Source organism: Chryseobacterium sp. ZHDP1 (genome assembly GCF_018603435.1).
GTDB classification, from domain to species: domain Bacteria; phylum Bacteroidota; class Bacteroidia; order Flavobacteriales; family Weeksellaceae; genus Chryseobacterium; species Chryseobacterium indicum.
The window spans coordinates 268,261-281,888 of record NZ_CP075682.1 but is presented as its reverse complement, the minus strand read 5'-3'; the positions used below and the strand labels follow the sequence as shown (position 1 = coordinate 281,888).

Genomic DNA, 13,628 nt, shown 5'->3' with positions numbered 1-13,628 from the left:
GAAGCACCTGATTATTCAGGTGCTTTGTTATTTTCTTTAAAGTTTATTGTAAAGTCCCATGCCATTTTATGATGGTTAAACAATTTGACTGATCCAATCTTCTTTCCTTTATACTTTTGGCCACATTTAATATTCCTAAGTTTGATTATTGAACCATTACCCATTATTAAATATCCGATAATATATTTTCTTTTTTGAAGTATTTTAATCCGTTTGCTTATACGCTTTTTATTAGTCATTAAATGAAAATTTTGAAATGTGATTTTGTAGAAGGTAGTTAAGTTCAGTATTTTCAATTAGGTTCTCCAGGGATTTTTTACCAGGAATTAAAGCATCATAAAGTCTTTTTTCTAATGGTAAAAATTGAACATCAATTATTAAATTAGTATCAGTCAAAACAAAATAAACGTCAATATCTCTCATTCCTTTAAAATGAATGATCTCGGGGATTTTTCCTTCTTGAGTAATGAAGCCACCTGCAGCGATCAACATTCTTTTTAAATGATGTCGTTTGTGATTAAATCTAAATGGAAAACTAAAAGTGTACTCATTTAAGTAACCATATCTATATTGGACTGTAGCCTTATATAGTCCTGAATCATCAAAAAGACCATATTCCAAAGCGCATAAATCATACTTTTGAAGAGAATCTAAAATTTGGCCTATCTCATTATCAACTATAATTTCTGTCCTAAATTCTTTAAAATTAACCGCTTTTTTTTCTACAGGACATTCTATTTTGTAATTATTTGTACACATATTAATTCTAAATTATTAACGTCTTGAACTTCTGAAACTGCTTGATGACCTGAAAGAGCTACTACTCCTGAAGCTTGAGGAACTATTTCTGAATGATGAACGGTTAGCAGAACTTGGAGAACTTCTCCTGAAGCTCGCAAAAAAACTTTTTTTACTTGAAGTAATTTTACCAGGTGTAGAATTTTTAAAAGACCGGACTGCAGCCTTTTTATAATTTTTATTAATAATAGGATTAACCCTATTTTTCGGACTTTTTGAATAAGAATATTGACGGCTATAATTCTGATAAGATCTATCGAAAGCAGGTCTGTTATGATAATAATAATTATTTACAGCTCCATACCCTCCAGTACTATAAAGACGATTAAATAAAGTATAAGCCATAAAATACTCAATAAGGTTTCCATTATTATCGTAGGATTGAACTTTTACCATATTGTTTCCGGAAGAATTCCAGGCAGTGTTGTGAGTCGGTTGCTTTTTATTACATGAGAATGCAAAAAGTAAAAATGAGAATGTTAAAAATAATTTAAAGATCTGTTTCATAATATTTTTTGCCAAATAAAAACGTTGTCTGCTAATTGTGCAATAGTTTATTAATTTTTTCCTGATCTAAAATATATTCCTGCAGCTGCTCTTTTTTATGATTAAGTGAGCTCAATCTTCTATTAAAAACCGGATCCGATTCTTCCGGAAGGTCTTCTTCCATTTTCTTAATAGTTTGCCTTCTCCTGCAGATCAGTGATTCCATATTTCTTCTTTCCTGGTCCAGCTGCAATGGAGTAAAATTTTCAAAATCTCTTTTACTTTCGGTCGGTAGTATATGTTTGTGTACCAAATAATGATCTAAAATTTTCTTACAGATATCAAATCTTTTAAATAGATCCATAATTTTATTCTGAATCTCCAACGCCTTTTTTTCTTCTGCAGGCGGAACCTGGTTCAGATCCAGTTTCAAACTGCAGTACTTAAACCAAAGATTTTCTGTTTCGTTATAAGTTGAGTGGAGCTCTACAGGATATTGCATGATTTCCCCTATAAATTTAGGCCTTTCAGGATTTGGCTTTATATGAACTTCTGGATCCGGAGTAATTATTTTCTCTTCAGGAATTTTTACTTCAGAAGTGTTTTCCAACTTTTGAATTTTGGAAAGTAGATAAACAATTCTGGATCTATTTTGTAAAGTAGATGTTTTATGAAGTTTGGCCAGTCTCGGATCTCCTCCGGAAGAAAGGTACAATTCTATATTTTCAGCGTGTGTTCTCATAATAAAAAACCTCCCATTACAGGAGGAAAAATAATAAATAATAAAAACATTTATAATTAAAACAGTCGGAATAAGTAGTTAATTTTTCTTTGCTTCAGCTGGAGCTTGAACCTTTGCAGATTTTTTAAGTAAAGAATTCAATGTATCAAGTTCACCTTTGTAACCGATCGGAGTTCTGATCTCGATCAGTTTCTGGATCTGCTCTTTTGAATAATCTTTGAATAATTCAGCTGCAGTATCTTTTTTTAAGCAAAAAGCATAATTTCCGGATTCCCAATATTCCAGAGCATTTTTAGGAACATCGTTCAAAGTCGTTTTGGAACCATCGGCTCCGATCATCTCGGAGCCTTTAGTTACAGTTAATATGAAAAATTGATTTGTATCAGCCATAATTACGGAGTTGCAGGTTCGTCAGCTAAAATAGTCAGAGTACCTTCATAAGAATATAAAGGACCGTTTGAAATTACATTAAAAGCAGTTCCGGCGCTTTCTTCGTATTTTTTTGCTGTTGTGGAATCCGCCTTTGTCATGTAAGCATCAAGTAAAACCCATTTTTTACCGGTACTATCAGTAATTACATAACACATTGGAGTGTTTTTGTGTCTCTTAATAAATCCTTGAGTTTTCGCAATGAAATTAGGAAGCATCCCATCAAATTGAGCCTGGTCTTTCAAGTTTCCTTTGTTACCAACTAAATTACTTTTCAGCTCGTTTTCATCGATCGTCAAAGTCATTTTTTTAAAACCTTTTCCGGTAACCGGGACAAGTCCGGTGTTAGGAATTTTGATACTATCTTCATAAGTAGTATCTTCAGTAATAGTCGGTTTAGTAATAGTTTGAAGTTGAGCCATTGGAATGTGAGCAACTTCTGCTTTTACACCTCCTACAACTTCTTCGTTTGGGCAAAAACCTAAATTCTCGGTTCTTACCGTTTCAAATGAACAATTATCTGGCATTGAATTAAATTTTTGTGATTAAACCAAGTCCACCTCCGATGATCTGAAGGAGAACATTTTTGTCGTCAATAATTTCCTGGTGTGTCCAGCCTTTCCCATCGAACAGGATCAGTTCCGGAGCATCCGGGTGAAATTGATACTCTTCGTTATCGTAGGTACATTTCAAAGGCTCTACAGCCTTTTCTTCTTTCTCCGGAGTTTCAGAAAGTTGAGCGACCTTTTCGTCGAACTCTTTTTGCTTTTCCTCCAGATCTGCAAAACCTTCAGATAATTTTTTATTTTCAGAATCAATATGATTTTTGAATTCTTCCTTCTCAGTTTCGAAATCCTTTTTTTCTTGAGCTAAAGTTTCAGCCAGGGAATTCAGTTCAACTTCTTTTGCTGAAAGCTGCTCCTCAGTAAGAGGAGTAGCTTTTTTTTCTGTGACCTTCTTTTCCATTATACAGTCAATGTTAACTCGTTAGGATAGTACAGTTTATTCTGAACAGCATTGTTAAGACCTCTTTTCTTTGCAGCATCAGAAGTTTCAACAAATACATATTGGTTGATCGCGAAATCATAACCTAAATGGAACTGGATGAAGATCTTCATCACGTAATCCTGGATCTGAACATCATCGATCTGAGCCGGATTATCTTTTCTGTCATAGAGTCTGAAAAGGTTTCCATCAACCCAAGCCATCATTTTCGTTAATCCGGGAACTCCAATTAAGTTTCTTCCGTATTTCGTTTTTTTCCTGTAAGCTGCGTTGTAATCGATAACCTGATCAGAAGGAGTTTCACGAGCTTCAACATAATCGAAGAAGAAATCCAAAGGAACCAGGATATTTGAAACCGGAACATTTTGAGGAAGACTTCTTTCAAAAGCGTTTACTTTTGCTACAGGATCGTTCGCCAGAGCTGCATCAATTGGAATTAAGAAAGCCGGGTTTGTTGTATCAGCAACAATTCCAGTAACAACTTCATTAATACCGTCCATAATCTTTGTAGGATCTGGGTTCGGAGATCCAACCTGAGCCTGATCAAATTTTGCAACAATTGAAGCTGTAGCTAATTCAGAAATCATTTTGCCCGCGATCATATCCACGATATATTTTGAGATTGGCATCTCGTTAGGCTTTTTATCTTCCTGGTAAAGATCTTCAACCCATGAACCGTAAACATCGTAAGGATTGATTGGAAGATTGACTTTTAATTGGAAGTTCTTTGCTGTTTTATTTGCAAATTGAACAGCACCGTAAGGTGTCCATGTATCTGAGAAAGCCTGAAGTAAGTTTGTCATTAATACAGAAGGAAAAGACCATTTTCCTTTTACCTTTGACAAAGGTTTTGCAAGCTGATTTAAAAGAATATTTTGAGATAAAACCGCCGGAGTTAATGCCATTGGATTGGCTGTACCGTAACGAATTACCTCATTTTTGATTGCATTAACATTAATTTCTGCCATGTCGTAAAAATTTAGATTTGATTATGAGGTGCTTTTGGATCGTAGAAACCGTTTTGCAATCCATCTGCAGCAGGTTTTTCTTTGCCGTCGGTTTGAATGATTGAGTGAGTTTCTTTGGAATCACCGTACTCTTTACACTTTGTTCCCAGAGCTTCAATAGCCTGAGCTACCGTTTGCCCTTCAGCCGCTTCAATACCATTCAGGTTTAAAGCTGCAGTGACAGCTTCCTGGATAGAAATTTCGTTTGCCTCAAAACCTGAGACTTTAGCTTGTAGATCTGCTAAAGATTCAGCGCCTTCAGCCGGAGTATTTTCAGCTTCGTTTTTCTCTAAAGCGTCTTCGATTAATTGAAGCTGCTTATTATCAAGTTTTACATGAGCTTCACCAGCACCCCAAAAATTATTGTGGAATGTGAAGGCTTGTAATCCTAAAACAGCTAGTACTTTCTTCATTTATTTTGATTTTAAAATTTTGCTAAAGCATCGTCCAGAGTTCCGATTTCGTTGATTAAGCCTACAGAAAGCGCTTGTTTTGGAGTGTAGGTTTTACCCTTCATCACCAATTCATCATCTTTCAATGTTTCCTTCAGATTTTCCTGCATTCTGGAAATGAAGTCAGCCGTCATTTCTTTCAGCCTTTGCTCGTAAGCTTTTGAATCTCCAGCCTGGAGATCTCGGAATTCTTTATTTTTTTCTGTGGATTGTGGAGCGTAGATTTCGTAAATAGTAGCGCCCCATTTTTCGAACATTTTTGAGAAATCTTGATAAGAAAGCATGGTTCCAATCGAACCAATTAAATCAGCAAAAGGATTTGCCATTCTGAATTGAGCTCCGGAAGCGATATCCATAGCGGCGGAGCACATATAACCTCCGGTGTACGCAATAGTTGGTTTGCTTAAATTTTTGATTGTGTGGGTTAGTTCCGCGGTTCCGGATACCATTCCGCCTCCAGAGTCAATATTCAGTACAATTCCAGAAACAGAAGAATTTCTGTCAAGTCTTCGTAAAATCGCAATGATGTCCTGAGTTCCTAAATAGTACCAGGACGAATATTTTATAATCGGACCATTGATATCTAAAACAACCGGGAAAACGTCAGCTCCTGAAGTCACTGCAGAATTCGCCTGCATTTCGATCTTACTCTGAGCTTTCTGAAGAATACTTTCAGCTGAAGAGAAATTCTTTTGCTGATATCCAGAAATAATATTCGCGATAGTTGACAGTAGATAATTTTTATCTATTGCCAGAGGTTGGTTTAAAAAAATATTTTGTCCGTGCATCTTGTAGATTTCACGGACAAAAGTGTGTTTACATTAAAAGCTTGGAAAGGACATTATTTTTTACGAAAAGGAAAATATTTCTTTCTTAGTGCTGCACTTCTTCTTCTTATAAGTTTACGATTAAACCATGCACTATACTTGAAAAATGGTGTGTCAAGACAATGACATATATACATCAGTATACTTTCTGTTTCATTTCCAAAAATTACGTGCTCTTCTGCAGTTTTATCATCGAAAATATTGTGTTGATATATTCGATATGGTTCAAATTCATAACCTTTAGGAACAATACTGAATCGGGTTCTGATCTTTTTTAAAAGTTTTACTTTCATAGACTTTGCAATTTTGGTTTTAAAATAGTTTCTCCAGATATCGCAATGGTATATTCATCGTTACCGGAGCCGTCTTCATTCTTATTATCGATAAAATCGACTCTTAACGATTCAGAAGCATTACCCAGCAAAGTTTTAACGGTATTAGCCACAAAGACAACAGCAAAACATTTTTTATTAAAATATTCCTCGCATTTACTAATGTTTTCGAGTGACATATCCAACAAAGGAAAGCTCACATCTATATCGGTGAAAGGGTTTCCGTTCCTTGTTTTGGAAGATATCTTCCTGGAGAAAGTTTCCGGAACCAACTCATCAAAAATGTATAAAGCTTTTGATTTTGGCGGAAAAATTCCGTTGTAAGCATTGATGTAAAAAACATCATCTGCATTATAGATTTCCACGGATCTTATTTCCCGGAAAAAGTTTTCAAGATTGTTAAAAAATACTTCCATTTTTTTGTCGCAATTTTACACAAATATTTTACTTAAATTTTTTGATGTTTTGATGTTTCCACCGGTTAAAATCTTTCCGGATTGTCTCATACGAAAGTTCATCTTCAGCGATATCATACAGATCTAAGAAATTTTGAATAGTAGTTTTAAAATCTATTCCGTAATTAATTTCATTGGTAACAGCTTCTGTGTACAGCTTTTCTCTGATATCGCGTTCAATTGCCTTGGAAATTTGATACGCTTTGCTCTGATTATGTTGAAAACCTTTTCGGCTGGCTTTATCAATTCCTACTTTCAAACTGAAATATGTGATATCAGAATTTGTTCTTTTGTAAGTATAATTTCGCTCAGATTTTTTTTGTAGAGTGTTCAGGACAACCATTCCGAGCAAAGTATCTTCCCGCGCCTTGTAATCGTCACCATATTTAAACTGAAGGATTTTTTTTACATATCTGGGAACAGATAGATGTAAGGTGATTTGTTGCATATAATAAAATTGGTTTTAGCCGCAAATAAAAAACAAATCTGCTCATGTGAAAGCATAAAAAACACTTAAAAATGCACTTGTAAAAGTGTAATTCTGTAAACCTCCCAACACTAAAGTTTTTACAGCATTTTTTGAAAGTGTAAACAAAATTCGATCGAATTTTCAATTGTGTAACTCTCTATTTTATTACAGATAATTCTGTAACTCTTTAAACAGTTACAGTCTTAAAAAAAAAGTGTAATTAATAGAGTTTCAAAACCTTGCCTACTCCATTACAGAATTACATTTTCAAGCTTAAAAATTTTTAGAGGTGGAGAGGAGAGGGAGATGCAAAGCGCGTTCCCGGGTGTTTAGAAAAAAGGAATCCCCGGCTTTCGCCAGGGATGGGTTTTTTATTGATTTTCTGTAAGGATGTAAGGGCTTGGAGTCACTTAAAAGCCCTTAATTTTTTTGTTCTGATCTTTTCTATTGTTTTTATTTCGATCGTCGTTGTTCGGTTTACTTTGACGCGATCATCTTTTTGTTCCCAGGAATGCTTTGGCTTTTCCAGTTCAAGATCTTTATGCTGTAAAACTGTACTTCCGATAATTTCCCGGATGAGAATTTCAAAGTCAACGATACAACCATGATAGAGAGTTATAATCTTGTTTCCTTCCGGAGAATCTTCTATTTTATAATAACCGTTGTCTTTCATATAATACAATTAGTTTTAAGTAAAATATTTTAAAGCATTCTCAGTGAATGTAAAGAGATTTTTATTTGGAGAATATAAAGTGATATCTTCTATCTTGAAAATATTTACATAACCCCAACGGAATTCAGGCGTAACTTGAGCAAGACTCCACTCATAATCTTTATGATATAATCCGAGCTCATATTTTTTTGAAGGCCAATCATGTTGTCTTATTTCGAATCCTTCAAACATTACACGATCTTGAGCTTCTGTATATTGTTTTAGTAAGGTTTTATATTCTGAGAACTTTCCTTCAAAATTAACTGGAGGTTTTAAATATTTCCCATTTATATCACATGGCACAAATAAGCCTAAAGATATAGGACGCTCAAGAATACCAATATAACTGCTAATCTGAGTGAGCATTTTAGTAGGATTGTAAGGAGGATTAGAGTTTAAAATAGTATTTAAACAGAAATCTTTTAAATTTTTAAGTTTATTATCTTTCATTAGATTTATTCTGTAGGTTCAAATAAGATGATATTATGCTCAGAAAGATAATCATAAAGCCTTTTCATGTCATTTATATGAAGGAAATGGTCTTCTTCAATAAATATATTTTTTCGAAAAAATGTATATAATTTTTTTTCCCTTGCTGCCAAATCCATATCATTAATAAAGTGGTCTATATCAAACTTTTCTTTCAGGTATTTCGTTCTGGTATATTCTGAATGTTCGCAAATAGTAAACAGTAAATAATCATCCAAAATTTCACCCCTATAGATCACAATAAACCAAGTTGGCCAACCAGCTATTCCTTTCTTAAAAAAGCATTTGTAAGATACCTCAAAATCCTTACTATAAGGAAGCATCTTTTTTACGAGCTCCTCAATATTTAAATTTTTAATTTTTTCTAAAAATTCTGTTTTCATTTTATTAATTTTTACTTGTTATACGGATGTGTTCAGTCGTTTTTCCTGATACCAGTTTCATTATCCGATCTTCAAAAGAAAAACCGTTATATTGAGACCAGGCTTTCATATTTCTTTTAAATCCGTTAGAACTCATATTAGCAAAGGTTGTAGGCCCGAAATTTCTCATAGCTTCAAAAGCTTCGCGTTTATTTATATCCTGGTTTAAAAGTGCCTTAAAATAGTTATCAGCCCATTCTTTAAACAGCTCTGACAAATAGAGTTCTTTTTCTTCTTCCTGCAGAACATTCTGGTTCATCAGTTCTCGCTTAACTTCAGAATAAGCTGCTATAAATTCGTCTTTATCAATCTCAACAATGTTTCCTGCTAATATTTCCTTAAGTAATATTGAGAGTACAGAAATACCAATACAATGTTTCTCTTTTGTTACCTGTAATATTTCACTTTGATTAAGTGCTTTGTAGAATACAGGTGATGTTTTGTTTTTAAAATATGCTATCATTTTTTTTATTTTTTATTAGAAAATTGGGGGTTTTGGGATTTTTATAGGTTGGTAGTGAGTTGCTTTAACACCAAAGTATTTCTTATTATCAAAAAAATCTTTCATATTAGATATTCTATTATCACTTTGCATTATCCAATAATTCCAATTTTCTTCTGGCAAATCCTTTTCACTTTCGATTTTAATCCAACCATTATTTTTTTCTAGATCGGATAAGCATATTGGCCGCCATTTTTCCGAAGTAGATTCGGTTTGAAACCTATTTTTAAAAGTGAAAGTTCTACACCATCCATCTTCATCCACATGTTTTGAAACATATTCCCATAAACTTCCGTATGCCTCTTTAATTTTATCCTGTTTTGTCATAATTTAATTTTCTTCGTTCCAAAATTCTAAGGCTTCTATGGCCGCTTCAAGATCACATTCAATTTCTTCGAGCTCAGCAGTTTTACTTTGAAATGTTTCTCCGGCTTCGCTTTCCTGCCATCTTTCAGATCTATTTTCAAATTGTTTTTCTCTTTTCTCAACTGCAGCTCTTACTTTTTCCAGCTCCTGGCTTAATTTTGATGTACTAATTTTCATTATATTGTTTTTTGAATTACTTTTTTATCTTCTAAAAATCCTATCAGGGTAAAAGCTTCAGAGTAACTGAAATAATACCCAACCCGATCTTTATATACTTTTTTGAAATAGTTTAAAGAATCAAGATCCTTTGGAATCAAGCGTCTCGAATATAGATCCTGATCCTCTATGCTCATTGTTTCGCCTTCATAGAGATAACCTAGCATTTTATTTTCCCGGTAAACTCCATAAAGCCATTCATCACTCTTTTTTAGATGAACCCCTAACACATCAAGACCCAAAAAAGAAAGGTTGATTGGAAGCGGTTCCTCATGCTTACATGTAACGATCCTCGCCGGAACTGTCACCGGATCCAGTTGGGAATCTGAAGGCTGATTGGAGTGCTTCAAGGTCTGCATCAATCTTAACGATTCTAATATGTTCGGTTGTTTTCTTTTTGGCTTTTCCATTTTCCTGGATAATGTTTCCGTTTGCATCTTTTACATCTAAATTGTCCATGATTCTATCGTGGAACTCGTACCCGTTAACTTTACACCAAATCCCTGTTTTTTTCTTAAAGGCATTAGATGTCATATTTCCGAGATACTTCAGATTTTTAGCTTTAGCAGCTTCCAGAACGTCATCTTTAATAAGTTTTCGCCCAATTACTTCAGGATAGTATTCATCAGCCCATTCTTTGAAGTGTTGTCCCATGTCGCTCATATAAGCTCTCATTTTAATATTTCCGTCCGGAGCTTCTATTTTTGCATCTTGCTGCAGATAAAATTGACATGAATGGAAAACAAAATTTAAGAACTTGAACCACTGATCAGACTTCCAGTCCAGGAAAAGAGAATTTCCAAAATCGTCTTTTGGATCTCGTTTTTCTCTTTCATCGTTTGAAGCATGATAATAATCTGAGAAACCCATAATAAGGCGTCTACGTGTTGAAGATCCTCTCTGATCTTTTATTGCGTAATTTGTAGAAACTCCAAACTTTGGTGAATTCCTGTAAGCCAGGTTTACTTTTGCTTCAAATTTTTCGTTAACTGTAAGTTTTGAAGTGATCACTGAGAAGAAACTTTCAAGACTGAAATTTTTACGAACGTCATCAAATAGAATAAAATCAGTGTGCTGGTTAACTCCTTCAAATAAGAATTTATCATTTTCAATATCTCCTTTACCATCGATATCATGTCTGTTCATGAAAAATCTCATGGCTTCAAAAAATAAAGATTTCCCAGCTCCTCCTTCTGCAACATCGTCTTCAATTACGGCGTTATCTGCAGCGAAGATCACCCACGGTCTTGTAGGATCCTTAAATCTATGAGCTGCATATCCAAATGAAAATATTTTATTAATTAAATGCTGTTTTTGCTCAGTATTTTCTTCCTCAGAAAGATATTTTCCGGTAATTTTAAATAAAGATTCCTGATAAAAATCCTCTTCTTTTTGACCATTCTCAATATATCCGGCTCTATCTTTTTCCCAATGGATCCTTGATACTTGAATCAGGTAATTCAGGAAATCACAATTTTCCTCCAGGATCTCGATATCATAAAGATTATCTCCTTTTCTTGTAATTTTAAAATAAGGATTTTCAATCTTAAAATCCTTTATTTCCTTTGGTGTTATATAGTGGTCAGTTTCTTCTTTGATAAGGTTATCAATAAGCTGTGACTGCAGCACATAATTTTTGAAACTTTTTTCTTCAGTAATTCCTTCTGCAGAAATATTTATTATTCTATCTCCTAAGAAAAAATATTGATTGGTTGGACTAAAATCCGTAAAATCCAGGGAACGGTTGTGCATGTTGGCCAAATGCCCGTCAGTGATCTTCTGCGAAGTAATCATCATATTTAGAAGAGCGTGAGGAATTTCACGAACTCCAAGCTCGTCTTGTTTTGCCAAAAGAAAGTTCCGGAAGAAATCTTTGATAAGTTGAGTTGTTTTTAATTCCTCAACTACATGCCCGGTTACACGAGCAAAATAGTAACCGTCTTTCCTGGAAAGATCATCAATTCTACAAAAGCCGTTTAATCGCAAAAAGTTAAAAGCGTAAATGTGGTGAAAATTATAAGTAGCTCTACCTTTTTCACTAACTGAGACCTCCCAGAACTGAGCCGGCATTGAAAGACTGAGCATTTTTTTAACTTCATAAGTCATCTGAGATTTTGTTTTACTCTGATTGTATCTCATGAAATCTTTAAAGTCCTTTTGTCCGGAGAATTTAAAATATTTATCCAACCAAAGCGTTTTCATTGGAAGGTTTTGCAAAGCAAGTTCCCCGCCTTCTCTTTTCCCTGTCTGATCCGTATCCGGAATATTTACAACTTCATGAGCCATTTCATGCAGTTGTTTTAAAAGGAAACGGTCTACATTTTCTGTTTCGGAGTTAAACCAAATTACATATTCACCAAGACTTAAAAGATTAATTCCATCACTCCCACCGGTAGCGATACAGATCCTTTCTAGCTTGAAATGAATTTCTGAAGTACTGATATTTCCCGGAAGAACTTCTTTACCTGTATCATCAGACTTCTTTTTGGCTACTTTTTTTCTCTCAGTCTCGAATTCCTTTTGATAAATTTTCTTTATCCTGTCTAAACCAAAAATAAACCCTTTGGGTCGGCCTCCAACATGTCTAAAACGTCTGTCCTTACCATCATCGGAATATTTTTTACTTCCTTTTGGCATATAAATTTTAAGCCATTGGCCAATTGTTTCATCTTTATTTACAAATGCCAGGATCGGAAATTTATCAGTTGCTATAAAACGGAATACCTTGCCTTTTTCTTCATTGAAGTAACTATATTCCACCAATGAATAAAGATTGATTTCTGCGCAGTTTTCTGCTGTCACATGAGGTCCTAAAAGTTGAAGTTCATATTCATTAAAATCTTTGGTTTCAAAATGGAATTTTTTCTCATTCAGTTCCACCGGACAATCGTCCAGATCATACTCTCTAAACTCATATTTGTAGAAAGTCCGTGAATCTTCGAAAATTTCTATTCCTGTTTCATTCTGGAGCGCTCTTCCAATTTCTAAAATAGCTTCGTAGTAAGCAACATTGTTTTCCAAAGCATAAATACCGAAACAGTCCTGAGCGTTAACCGTTCCACCCCAATCTGTCAGCCTCCAGCGATCTTCCAAAAATTTCATAGAAGCAGAAGCCGTTTTATCATCGTTCCGGATTCTGAAGTTTTTACGGGTATCAGCTTCAGGATATATCTTTAAAATTTCATCAAGTCCACCGTTTGTTGCACGCAGAATTTTTTCAGCTGCAGTCTTTAATGAATCACTCATTTTTTATAGTTTTTAATCAGTTTCTGATTCTTCAGAAATTGTTTCATTTTTCTTTTTTCTTACTAATCGGTTGGCCACAACGATCAATCCAAGTTTTTCCATACGATCTCTATAATAGCTTGTAGAACTGTTGAACCTGTCTTTAATGAGCCTGTTGAACTCTTTTACAGCTATAAAATCTCTATGCTCGAACATTTCATTGACAAACTTTGTATAGATTTTATTCTGATCTACAGGCCGTCTGTTTTTTTGTTCTTTCAAATAATTATTACTCTTACTTAAAGACTGTTCATTAATAAGTCTTTGCTTTTCCTGAAGGGTTTGTTTGCCATCATTCAGGACTCTGGTGTAAGAGTTAATTTTGAAATATTTCATGTGTTTTATTCGTCTGGATGAAACTTATCTAAGGCTAATAAAAAGATTCCCATTGCTATTACTTCATTGTTATTAGTTGAATTTAAATTGATTTCTTCATTTCTTTTTTTCCAAAATGCAAAATCTTTATCCGGATTAAGAGCCTTGAATTCGCGATAGTTCCGGCGGTGTTTCTCAATTCCTTTTTCTATTTGAGTTTCCAAAAACTCTACGGAATCAACGTCTGTATAGGCTTGTTTAACCCTATCTTTTATCTGTTCTATATTCATTACCAATGTCTTTTTAGAATGTCTTTTTT

23 protein-coding genes are annotated in these 13,628 nt (G+C 34.2%); all 23 read right to left on the bottom strand.

The window, feature by feature from the left end:
* Nucleotides 1-11: 11 nt before the first annotated feature.
* Nucleotides 12-239 carry a hypothetical protein gene (locus KKI44_RS01260; protein ID WP_214589488.1) on the bottom strand — a complete coding sequence of 76 codons (228 nt, stop codon included), beginning with the start codon at nt 237-239 and terminating at the stop codon, nt 12-14.
* The gene (locus KKI44_RS01255) at nt 232-759 is read right to left on the bottom strand and encodes a hypothetical protein (RefSeq protein WP_214589487.1); all 528 of its coding nucleotides are present in this window, start codon (nt 757-759) and stop codon (nt 232-234) included. Before KKI44_RS01255 ends, KKI44_RS01260 begins: the two co-directional genes overlap by 8 nt.
* A gap of 15 nt (nt 760-774) precedes the next feature.
* Nucleotides 775-1,305, bottom strand: coding sequence for a hypothetical protein (locus tag KKI44_RS01250; protein ID WP_214589486.1), 531 nt, complete (start codon nt 1,303-1,305; stop codon nt 775-777).
* 31 nt (nt 1,306-1,336) lie between these two features.
* On the bottom strand, nt 1,337-2,026 hold the full coding sequence (locus tag KKI44_RS01245) for a hypothetical protein (protein ID WP_214589485.1): 690 nt from the start codon (nt 2,024-2,026) through the stop codon (nt 1,337-1,339).
* Nucleotides 2,027-2,104: 78 nt separating this feature from the next.
* Nucleotides 2,105-2,416, bottom strand: a complete 312-nt coding sequence (locus KKI44_RS01240; protein ID WP_214589484.1) for a hypothetical protein — start codon at nt 2,414-2,416, stop codon at nt 2,105-2,107.
* 2 nt (nt 2,417-2,418) lie between these two features.
* A complete protein-coding gene (locus KKI44_RS01235; protein ID WP_214589483.1) occupies nt 2,419-2,982 on the bottom strand; it encodes a hypothetical protein in 564 nt (187 codons plus the stop codon).
* A gap of 4 nt (nt 2,983-2,986) precedes the next feature.
* Entirely contained in the window at nt 2,987-3,421 is a 435-nt protein-coding gene (locus KKI44_RS01230) for a hypothetical protein (RefSeq protein ID WP_214589482.1), read from the bottom strand.
* Nucleotides 3,421-4,428 (bottom strand): hypothetical protein, encoded by a 1,008-nt coding sequence (locus tag KKI44_RS01225; protein ID WP_214589481.1) that lies wholly within the window; start codon nt 4,426-4,428, stop codon nt 3,421-3,423. The genes KKI44_RS01230 and KKI44_RS01225 overlap by 1 nt, the downstream gene beginning before the upstream one ends.
* A gap of 11 nt (nt 4,429-4,439) precedes the next feature.
* On the bottom strand, nt 4,440-4,880 hold the full coding sequence (locus KKI44_RS01220; protein ID WP_214589480.1) for a hypothetical protein: 441 nt from the start codon (nt 4,878-4,880) through the stop codon (nt 4,440-4,442).
* Nucleotides 4,881-4,891: 11 nt separating this feature from the next.
* Entirely contained in the window at nt 4,892-5,707 is an 816-nt protein-coding gene (locus KKI44_RS01215; RefSeq protein WP_214589479.1) for a S49 family peptidase, read from the bottom strand.
* A 53-nt stretch (nt 5,708-5,760) separates the two neighbouring features.
* Complete coding sequence (locus KKI44_RS01210) at nt 5,761-6,039, bottom strand: hypothetical protein (RefSeq protein ID WP_214589478.1); 279 nt, start codon at nt 6,037-6,039, stop codon at nt 5,761-5,763.
* Nucleotides 6,036-6,494, bottom strand: coding sequence for a hypothetical protein (locus tag KKI44_RS01205; protein ID WP_214589477.1), 459 nt, complete (start codon nt 6,492-6,494; stop codon nt 6,036-6,038). The genes KKI44_RS01210 and KKI44_RS01205 overlap by 4 nt, the downstream gene beginning before the upstream one ends.
* Before the next feature lie 28 nt (nt 6,495-6,522).
* Nucleotides 6,523-6,981, bottom strand: a complete 459-nt coding sequence (locus KKI44_RS01200) for a hypothetical protein (RefSeq protein WP_214589476.1) — start codon at nt 6,979-6,981, stop codon at nt 6,523-6,525.
* Between the two features lie 427 nt (nt 6,982-7,408).
* Nucleotides 7,409-7,675 carry a hypothetical protein gene (locus KKI44_RS01195; protein WP_214589475.1) on the bottom strand — a complete coding sequence of 89 codons (267 nt, stop codon included), beginning with the start codon at nt 7,673-7,675 and terminating at the stop codon, nt 7,409-7,411.
* A gap of 15 nt (nt 7,676-7,690) precedes the next feature.
* Nucleotides 7,691-8,164, bottom strand: a complete 474-nt coding sequence (locus KKI44_RS01190) for a hypothetical protein (protein WP_214589474.1) — start codon at nt 8,162-8,164, stop codon at nt 7,691-7,693.
* Between the two features lie 5 nt (nt 8,165-8,169).
* Nucleotides 8,170-8,586 (bottom strand): hypothetical protein, encoded by a 417-nt coding sequence (locus tag KKI44_RS01185; protein ID WP_214589473.1) that lies wholly within the window; start codon nt 8,584-8,586, stop codon nt 8,170-8,172.
* 4 nt (nt 8,587-8,590) lie between these two features.
* On the bottom strand, nt 8,591-9,088 hold the full coding sequence (locus KKI44_RS01180) for a hypothetical protein (protein WP_214589472.1): 498 nt from the start codon (nt 9,086-9,088) through the stop codon (nt 8,591-8,593).
* 15 nt (nt 9,089-9,103) lie between these two features.
* On the bottom strand, nt 9,104-9,454 hold the full coding sequence (locus KKI44_RS01175; protein WP_214589471.1) for a hypothetical protein: 351 nt from the start codon (nt 9,452-9,454) through the stop codon (nt 9,104-9,106).
* A 3-nt stretch (nt 9,455-9,457) separates the two neighbouring features.
* On the bottom strand, nt 9,458-9,670 hold the full coding sequence (locus tag KKI44_RS01170; RefSeq protein ID WP_214589470.1) for a hypothetical protein: 213 nt from the start codon (nt 9,668-9,670) through the stop codon (nt 9,458-9,460).
* The gene (locus KKI44_RS01165) at nt 9,670-9,951 is read right to left on the bottom strand and encodes a hypothetical protein (protein WP_214589469.1); all 282 of its coding nucleotides are present in this window, start codon (nt 9,949-9,951) and stop codon (nt 9,670-9,672) included. The genes KKI44_RS01170 and KKI44_RS01165 overlap by 1 nt, the downstream gene beginning before the upstream one ends.
* A 34-nt stretch (nt 9,952-9,985) precedes the next feature.
* Nucleotides 9,986-12,955 (bottom strand): primase-helicase family protein, encoded by a 2,970-nt coding sequence (locus tag KKI44_RS01160; RefSeq protein ID WP_214589468.1) that lies wholly within the window; start codon nt 12,953-12,955, stop codon nt 9,986-9,988.
* Between the two features lie 12 nt (nt 12,956-12,967).
* On the bottom strand, nt 12,968-13,330 hold the full coding sequence (locus KKI44_RS01155) for a hypothetical protein (protein ID WP_214589467.1): 363 nt from the start codon (nt 13,328-13,330) through the stop codon (nt 12,968-12,970).
* A 5-nt stretch (nt 13,331-13,335) separates the two neighbouring features.
* Entirely contained in the window at nt 13,336-13,599 is a 264-nt protein-coding gene (locus tag KKI44_RS01150) for a hypothetical protein (protein WP_214589466.1), read from the bottom strand.
* Between the last annotated feature and the right edge of the window lie 29 nt (nt 13,600-13,628).

Bases quoted from the DNA above. Each gene is read 5' to 3' on its own strand.
- KKI44_RS01220 (WP_214589480.1), bottom strand. From the start codon at position 4,880: ATGAAGAAAGTACTAGCTGTTTTAGGATTACAAGCCTTCACATTCCAC.
- KKI44_RS01200 (WP_214589476.1), bottom strand. From the start codon at position 6,981: ATGCAACAAATCACCTTACATCTATCTGTTCCCAGATATGTAAAAAAA.
- KKI44_RS01250 (WP_214589486.1), bottom strand. From the start codon at position 1,305: ATGAAACAGATCTTTAAATTATTTTTAACATTCTCATTTTTACTTTTT.
- KKI44_RS01175 (WP_214589471.1), bottom strand. From the start codon at position 9,454: ATGACAAAACAGGATAAAATTAAAGAGGCATACGGAAGTTTATGGGAA.
- KKI44_RS01185 (WP_214589473.1), bottom strand. From the start codon at position 8,586: ATGAAAACAGAATTTTTAGAAAAAATTAAAAATTTAAATATTGAGGAG.
- KKI44_RS01260 (WP_214589488.1), bottom strand. From the start codon at position 239: ATGACTAATAAAAAGCGTATAAGCAAACGGATTAAAATACTTCAAAAA.
- KKI44_RS01190 (WP_214589474.1), bottom strand. From the start codon at position 8,164: ATGAAAGATAATAAACTTAAAAATTTAAAAGATTTCTGTTTAAATACT.
- KKI44_RS01180 (WP_214589472.1), bottom strand. From the start codon at position 9,088: ATGATAGCATATTTTAAAAACAAAACATCACCTGTATTCTACAAAGCA.
- KKI44_RS01210 (WP_214589478.1), bottom strand. From the start codon at position 6,039: ATGAAAGTAAAACTTTTAAAAAAGATCAGAACCCGATTCAGTATTGTT.
- KKI44_RS01160 (WP_214589468.1), bottom strand. From the start codon at position 12,955: ATGAGTGATTCATTAAAGACTGCAGCTGAAAAAATTCTGCGTGCAACA.
- KKI44_RS01205 (WP_214589477.1), bottom strand. From the start codon at position 6,494: ATGGAAGTATTTTTTAACAATCTTGAAAACTTTTTCCGGGAAATAAGA.
- KKI44_RS01240 (WP_214589484.1), bottom strand. From the start codon at position 2,416: ATGGCTGATACAAATCAATTTTTCATATTAACTGTAACTAAAGGCTCC.
- KKI44_RS01150 (WP_214589466.1), bottom strand. From the start codon at position 13,599: ATGAATATAGAACAGATAAAAGATAGGGTTAAACAAGCCTATACAGAC.
- KKI44_RS01255 (WP_214589487.1), bottom strand. From the start codon at position 759: ATGTGTACAAATAATTACAAAATAGAATGTCCTGTAGAAAAAAAAGCG.
- KKI44_RS01215 (WP_214589479.1), bottom strand. From the start codon at position 5,707: ATGCACGGACAAAATATTTTTTTAAACCAACCTCTGGCAATAGATAAA.
- KKI44_RS01235 (WP_214589483.1), bottom strand. From the start codon at position 2,982: ATGCCAGATAATTGTTCATTTGAAACGGTAAGAACCGAGAATTTAGGT.
- KKI44_RS01155 (WP_214589467.1), bottom strand. From the start codon at position 13,330: ATGAAATATTTCAAAATTAACTCTTACACCAGAGTCCTGAATGATGGC.
- KKI44_RS01230 (WP_214589482.1), bottom strand. From the start codon at position 3,421: ATGGAAAAGAAGGTCACAGAAAAAAAAGCTACTCCTCTTACTGAGGAG.
- KKI44_RS01225 (WP_214589481.1), bottom strand. From the start codon at position 4,428: ATGGCAGAAATTAATGTTAATGCAATCAAAAATGAGGTAATTCGTTAC.
- KKI44_RS01245 (WP_214589485.1), bottom strand. From the start codon at position 2,026: ATGAGAACACACGCTGAAAATATAGAATTGTACCTTTCTTCCGGAGGA.
- KKI44_RS01195 (WP_214589475.1), bottom strand. From the start codon at position 7,675: ATGAAAGACAACGGTTATTATAAAATAGAAGATTCTCCGGAAGGAAAC.
- KKI44_RS01170 (WP_214589470.1), bottom strand. From the start codon at position 9,670: ATGAAAATTAGTACATCAAAATTAAGCCAGGAGCTGGAAAAAGTAAGA.